The organism is Protofrankia sp. Cj5 (genome assembly GCF_917627405.1).
GTDB lineage: Bacteria > Actinomycetota > Actinomycetes > Frankiales > Frankiaceae > Protofrankia.
Genome location: NZ_CAKJTO010000175.1, coordinates 1 through 6,534 on the forward strand (window position 1 = coordinate 1; position 6,534 = coordinate 6,534).

The following is a 6,534-nucleotide window of genomic DNA, read 5'->3' on the forward strand; positions in this document are numbered from 1 at the left end:
CCGCAAGCCCCAGCGCGGTGAAGGCGTCCGCAACGTCGGCGTCGCCGGCCTCCGGGCATCCGTAGCGAACGTTGTCCGCGATGCTCAGATCGAACAGGAAGCCATCCTGCGGGACCATGACAACCCGCCGACGCAACGAGGCGAACCGGACCTGCTCCGCGGGCACACCGCCGAGCAGCACCTGGCCAGCTGTCGGGTCCATCAGCCGCGTGAGCAGTTTCGCCAGGGTGGTCTTGCCCGATCCCGTCTCACCGACCACGGCGACCCTGGTCTGTGGCGCTATGTCCAGGTCGATGGCCTGCAGGACGGGCGGTCCTCCTGGATAAGCGAACGCGACACCGTCGAAACGCACCCCGAGCGGGCCAACAGGAAGATCTTTTCCAGTTTCGGAGCCAGGGTCACGGACATCCTGCGGTGTGTCCAGCACATCAAGGACACGGCGCAGGCCCGCAAGCGCGTTCGCGCCCTCATTGAGCACCTCGGTCAGCGTCTGCAACGGCAGCACGAACAGGGTGACCAGGAACAGGAAGGCCACCAGCCGGCCAGCGCTGAGATGACCGTCCACCCCGAGCAGCACCCCGCCGACCACCACGGCGCTGGTCGCGCATGCCGCCACCAGCTCACCGGCCGAGAAGACCGTGGCGACCAGCCGCTGCGCAGCGGTCTGCGCCGATCGGTAGCGGTCGACGGAGGTGTCGACCCGCGTCTCGGTGCGCGCCTGAGCGCCGTAGGCGCGTACCACCGCGGCGCCGACCACGGACTCCGCAATCGCGCCCAGCATGTCCGCAACCCGCTCTCGAACCGCCCGGTAGCGTTGCGCAAGGAGCGGCTGAAAGCGCCTTACCGCAACAGCCATCGGCACAAAGGAGGCGTAGACAACGATGGTCAAAGGCCAGGAATAGATCGTCATAAGCACGGTCGCGATCAGCATCTGCCCGGAGGACAACAGCAAGATCATGCCGCCGAGCTGCAGAAACTGCGACATCTGGTCAACATCGCTGGTCACCCGCGAGGTGAGGGCTCCCCGCCGCTGCTCCAGCTGGGTCAACGCGGACAGACCGTGGATGTGCCCGAAAACACGTATCCGCAGTGTCGCCAACGCAGCCTCGGACATCCGATACAGGCGGACGTTCATGCGGTAGGCCGCTGCGGCCGTCACCACGATCGCCAGCATCGCGCCCGCCGCCGCCCAGCCGACCACGCGCAGCTTGGGCGCTCCGTGCAGCAGGCCGTGGTCGACGGTCTGCTGGACCGCGATCGGGATCACCACTCGTCCCGTGGTGGCGATGAGCGCAAGAGCGATGGTCACCGGCAGGCCCGCGGTGAGCTCCGGTACGAGCCGCCGGATCTTACCGAGCGTCGCCCCCAGCGACTCTCCAGACCGGGCCGGAGCGCTGCCGGTGCCGTCGGGAGCGGCAGCCGGGTGTCCCTCGTTGCGGGTTCCGCGGATCACGGAGCCGCTCTCCGGCGCCATGCCATCCAGCCGGGGATCCGGATCCTCCTGGCGGGGCGCCGGAACGGTGACGCTCACCGTGCCACCGCGGCATCCTCAACAGTCCCGACAGTCCCAGCCCCGATGGCCCCCTCACCCGGGCTGTCGCCTTCGCTCCTCGACTGGTAGGCGGTCAGCAGCGCCGCATACCCGGGCGAGGCAGCCATCAGCTCATGATGGCTGCCTCGCCCGGCCACCCGTCCTCGATCCAGGTACACGACCTCGTCAGCCAGCTCGATCGTTGCCCGCCGGTGCGCGACGACAACCACCGTGGACGCACCTGCCCGCTCCCGCAGGCCAGCGAGGATGGCGGCCTCGACCCGCGGGTCAACGCCGGATGTCGCGTCGTCGAGAACAAGCAGACGCGGCTGGCGGACCAACGCCCGGGCCAGGGCGATCCGCTGCCGCTGCCCGCCGGACAGCGTGGTGCCCCGTTCGCCGACCTGCGTGTCAAGACCGGCGGGCAGCGCCGCGACAAAGCGGTCCGCCTGTGCGCGAGCGAGCGCTTCCCATACCGCAGCGTCATCCACGGCCACGCCGAGCGTGACATTGCCGCGGACCGTGTCGTCGAACAGGAAGGCCTGCTGGGAAACCAGCGAGACGGTCGTGGTGACCGCACCGTCGGCGAGGTCCCGCAGATCGGCCCCGTCCATGCGGACCGCGCCAGCGTCAGGATCGTAGAGCCTGACCAGCAGGCCGGCCAACGTCGACTTCCCCGACCCGGTCCGTCCGGCCAGGGCCACCACGCGGCCAGCGGCGACATCGAAACTCACCGCGTCCAGCGCCGGGGCGCTCGACCCGGCCGGATCAACCGATCGCGGATAGGTGTAGGTGACAGCCGCCACGGTCAGCGTTGCCGGTCCGGCGGCGCTCAACGTCTTCGGTCCAAAGCCCTGTTCGCCGCGGGCGTCCAGTACCGCACGCACCCGGCCGTAGCCGACAACCGACCGAGGCAGCTCACCGAACACCCAGCCGATCGCCCGCAGCGGGAATGCCAGGACCGTGAACAGGTAGGCGACGCGTACCAGATCGCCGACATCGAGTGCGCCCGCGGCGATCCTGGCCGTACCGACCAGCAGGACCACGAGAACGCCGATGTTCGGCAACGCGTCCATCACCGGATCGAACAGGCCGCGCACCCGCCCGGCACGTATCATTGCCGCTTTGAGCTCGTCCGCTTTGCGCGCAAACCGGGCTGTCTCGGCGGCTTCCCGCCCCATTGCCTTGATCACAAGAGCACCATCGAACGACTCGTGTGCCACCGCGCTCACCTCCGCCCGCAGCTGCTGGGCGTGCGAGAGCAACGGCGAGACCTTCCGCCCGTAAATGATATTAATGACCCCAAAAAGCGGAAAAATGACACATCCAATGGCGGTCAACAACGGATCCGTCATGATCAATACCACCAGAGCGACAACAATCATGACTAGCACCCCCACCGCGAACGGCAGCGGAAGAACCGGAGCCCAGGCCGCCTCGACATCCGCGTTGGCATTGGACAGCAGCAGACCGGTCGAGTGGCGCTGATGCCACGACAGCGGCAGGCGCAGATACTGCCGAATCACCCGGCGGCGGTAGAGTGCCTGCAGCCGGAACGTCATCATCCCGCCGCCGAGCCGGCGCACGAACATGCCCACAGCCTTGGCAACGCCGACCGCGACCAGTGACACCACCGCGAGCGCGAGGCCGCCCACCGTCACCCGCCCGGCCGCGAGGGACGGCAGCAGGACTCTGTCGATGACCTCGCCGAGCACGATCGAACTCGCCACGGTCATAAAACCGAACAACGAACTGCCGGCAACCGCCAGGGCGAACGAGCGAGGTTCCTCGCGGATACCCATCCCAAGGACTGCCAGACCTTTGCGGATAACATCAGGTGAACCTGCGGAAACCAGCCGTGTCGATCCCGCCGGATCATTGGGCATGGTTCTCCTCTCGTCGCTCACTACACCGCCGACGCTGGCACCACCCAGACGAATTGAAACCAAAAAAACAGCCCGCCACAACAAACTTAGAGCGACCGGCAATAGGGGACGCGGTGTCGCGGGGCTGGGGCACGCACCTCGCCGCCTTGCGCCGCCCGCACCCCAACCCCATTCCTTGATCCACTCCCCTATTACCGGGCGCTCTTAGCCAGCATCCCGCTCCCATCGAACGCCCCCGCGACGTGCCACCCCACAATCATGCCGCTACCGCCTGGCGCCGCTGTATATCCGGCGCCCGCGTCGTTGGCTGCTGGCCCGCGCCCGGGGAGTGGTTATCGGCTGGCACCAACCATCGACCGGCACTACCTATCGGCTATCGGCTATCGGCTGGCACCGACCACCGGCTAGCATCGACTATCGCCGACGATCACATCGTCCACCCGGCAGATGTCCAATGAACGTCCAACAGCTGACATGGGTTCAGCTATCGGCTATCGGCTGGCACCGACCACCGGCTAGCATCGACTATCGCCGACGATCACATCGTCCACCCGGCAGATGTCCAATGAACGTCCAACAGCTGACATGGGTTCAGCGAACTGGTACCGCGGCGGTTCGCAGGGCGTCCTTGACGTCACCGATACGCAGGTGGCCGAAATGGAAGACGCTCGCGGCGAGCACCGCGTCCGCGCCCGCGCCCACTGCCCGGGGGAAGTCCCGGAGCGACCCGGCGCCGCCGCTGGCGATCACGGGCACGCGCACGGCCGCGCGGACAGCCTCGATCATCTCCAGGTCGTAGCCGTCCCCGGTCCCGTCCGCGTCCATCGAATTGAGCAGGATCTCCCCCGCGCCGAGCGCCACCGCCCGCGCCGCCCAGGCAACCGCGTCGATACCGGTGCCCTGCCGCCCACCGTGGGTTGTCACCTCGAACCGCGGGGCGCCTGGCTCGCGGGTACGACGGGCGTCCACCGACAGCACGACGCACTGGCTGCCGAACCGCAGCGCGCACTCCCGGACCAGCTCAGGGCGGGCGACCGCGGCGGTGTTGACACCGACCTTGTCCGCGCCGGCCCGCAACAGCCGGTCGACGTCGTCGGCGGAACGTACCCCACCGCCGACGGTCAACGGGATGAACACCTGCTCGGCGGTGCGCCGGACCACATCGTAGGTGGTCTCCCGGTTCCCGCTGGACGCGGTGATGTCGAGAAAGGCCAGTTCGTCAGCGCCCTCGGCGTCATACAGCTTCGCCATCTCCACCGGGTCACCAGCGTCACGCAGGTCAGTGAAGTTCACGCCCTTGACGACCCGCCCGGCGTCGACATCCAGACAGGGGATGACCCGGACCGCGACGGTCATCGAATAAACCTGTTCATCGGCTGGGCAGAGGCTGGCCCGCCGCTACCGCCAGCGCCGCGGGCAGGCTGAACGCGCCCGCGTACAGGGCCTTGCCGACAATGGCGCCCTCGACGCCCGCCACACCGGCTATCGCGGCGAGGTCGGCCAGCGACGACACCCCACCACTGGCGATCACGGGCCGGGAGGTCGCCGCGGTGACATCCCGCAGCAGGTCCAGGTTGGGCCCGCTGAGCATGCCGTCACGATGAACGTCGGTGACGACGTAGCGGGCGCACCCGTCGGCGTCGAGGCGGGCCAGCACGTCGAACAGCTCGCCGCCGTCACGGGTCCAGCCACGGGCGGACAGGGTCGTGCCGCGGACGTCGAGGCCGACGGCGATCCTGTCCCCGACCCGGCCGATGGCAGCCCGCACCCAGCCGGGGTTCTCCAGCGCGGCTGTGCCGATATTGACCCGGGCGGCGCCGGTCGCCAGCGCCGCGTCCAGCGAGGCGTCGTCCCGGATACCGCCGGAGAGCTCCACCGCCACGTCGACCGACCGAACCACCTCCGCGATCAGATCATGGTTCGAGCCACGGCCGAACGCCGCGTCGAGGTCGACGAGATGGATCCACTGGGCGCCGTCGCGCTGCCAGGCAAGCGCCGCATCGCGCGGGTCACCATAGGAGGTCTCGGTACCCGCCTCGCCCTGGACCAGGCGGACGGCCCGGCCGTCGGCCACATCCACGGCAGGCAGAAGGATCAGCGCCACGCCACACACCTTACGGGGTGCCGTGTCTGTCGGTTCCACCGGCGATCGCGGCAACCGGCAGCGAGCCCCGCCAGCGGCGCTGGCACAGCGAACCGCCCTTGCCCCACCACGGACCCACTGTGATCATTTCTCCGTGCTTCCTCTACTGGCAGGACTCCTCCGGATGCGCCCGACGACCGTCGGTTACCGTGCGTCCATACGTTTATGGACCACCGTTGTCGCTGGCAGCGCCCGGCGCTACACCGCCTACCGGTCCACCGTGGCCGCCGCTGTCTTCGCCACCGTTGTCACGGGCATCCTGCGCGCCCACATCGCACAGGCGGTGTGGCGAGAGACACCGAACCTGGCCGGCTACGACACCACCGGCGCGATCACATTCATGATTGTCGGACAGGGCGTGGGCGTGTGCGTGGCCGTCTTCGGTGGGGTGATCGACCTGCCGTACCGGATCCGCACCGGCGACGTGGTTGTCGACATCGCCCGGCCGGTCGGGTTCGTGCGATGGTGGTTCGGTCACGAGATCGGCCGGGTCTGGGTCTACCTGCTCACCCGAGCAATGCCCGCGGTCGCCGTGTGCGCGGCGGTCTTCCGGCTGCGGTTGCCGTCAACCGCGTCGCGCTGGGCCGCGTTCGCCCTGAGCCTCACGCTGGCTGTGCTGGTCAGCTTCGGCCTCCGGTACCTGGTCGCGCTCAGCGCCTTCTGGCTGGCCGACGACCGCGGTGTACAGGCGGTGGCCGCGCTGGCCTCGCTCTTCTTCTCCGGTTCGGTCCTCCCGCTTACGATCATCCCTGGGGTGTTCGGCGCCCTCGCGCGCATCACGCCGTTCGCCGCGACCGTCCAGGTACCGATGGATGTCTACCTCGGCCGGGTGGCAGGCGCCGGCCTCGGCACGGCGTTCGCCTTCCAGGCCGGCTGGGCAGTGCTGCTGCTGGCCGCCGGCCGGGCGCTGACCGCGCTCGCGCTGCGCCGGGTGGTGATACAGGGTGGCTGACCGGCTGCGCGCGGTACGGGAC

At 68.8% G+C, this 6,534-nt stretch carries 5 protein-coding genes; 1 reads left to right on the forward strand and 4 read right to left on the reverse strand.

What is annotated here, in order from left to right:
- The 4 genes from MJ777_RS21850 to priA form a co-directional block, all read right to left on the reverse strand.
- The coding region (locus MJ777_RS21850; RefSeq protein ID WP_370652813.1) for an ABC transporter ATP-binding protein at positions 1 to 1,474 on the reverse strand (1,474 nt) is incomplete at its 3' end.
- Between the two features lie 53 nt (positions 1,475 to 1,527).
- Positions 1,528 to 3,417 (reverse strand): ABC transporter ATP-binding protein, encoded by a 1,890-nt coding sequence (locus MJ777_RS21855; protein WP_239377653.1) that lies wholly within the window; start codon positions 3,415 to 3,417, stop codon positions 1,528 to 1,530.
- A 591-nt stretch (positions 3,418 to 4,008) separates the two neighbouring features.
- The gene (gene hisF, locus MJ777_RS21860) at positions 4,009 to 4,773 is read right to left on the reverse strand and encodes an imidazole glycerol phosphate synthase subunit HisF (protein WP_239309338.1); all 765 of its coding nucleotides are present in this window, start codon (positions 4,771 to 4,773) and stop codon (positions 4,009 to 4,011) included.
- A gap of 13 nt (positions 4,774 to 4,786) precedes the next feature.
- Positions 4,787 to 5,521, reverse strand: a complete 735-nt coding sequence (gene priA, locus MJ777_RS21865) for a bifunctional 1-(5-phosphoribosyl)-5-((5-phosphoribosylamino)methylideneamino)imidazole-4-carboxamide isomerase/phosphoribosylanthranilate isomerase PriA (RefSeq protein ID WP_239309339.1) — start codon at positions 5,519 to 5,521, stop codon at positions 4,787 to 4,789.
- A 163-nt stretch (positions 5,522 to 5,684) separates the two neighbouring features.
- Here priA and MJ777_RS21870 point away from each other — a divergent pair, with 163 nt between their 5' ends.
- Positions 5,685 to 6,512, forward strand: coding sequence for an ABC-2 family transporter protein (locus MJ777_RS21870; RefSeq protein WP_239309340.1), 828 nt, complete (start codon positions 5,685 to 5,687; stop codon positions 6,510 to 6,512).
- The last annotated feature ends 22 nt before the right edge of the window (positions 6,513 to 6,534 follow it).

Coding starts and splice junctions, on each gene's coding strand:
- MJ777_RS21855 (WP_239377653.1), bottom strand. CDS start 3,417: ATGCCCAATGATCCGGCGGGATCGACACGGCTGGTTTCCGCAGGTTCA.
- hisF (WP_239309338.1), bottom strand. CDS start 4,773: ATGACCGTCGCGGTCCGGGTCATCCCCTGTCTGGATGTCGACGCCGGG.
- MJ777_RS21870 (WP_239309340.1), top strand. CDS start 5,685: ATGCGCCCGACGACCGTCGGTTACCGTGCGTCCATACGTTTATGGACC.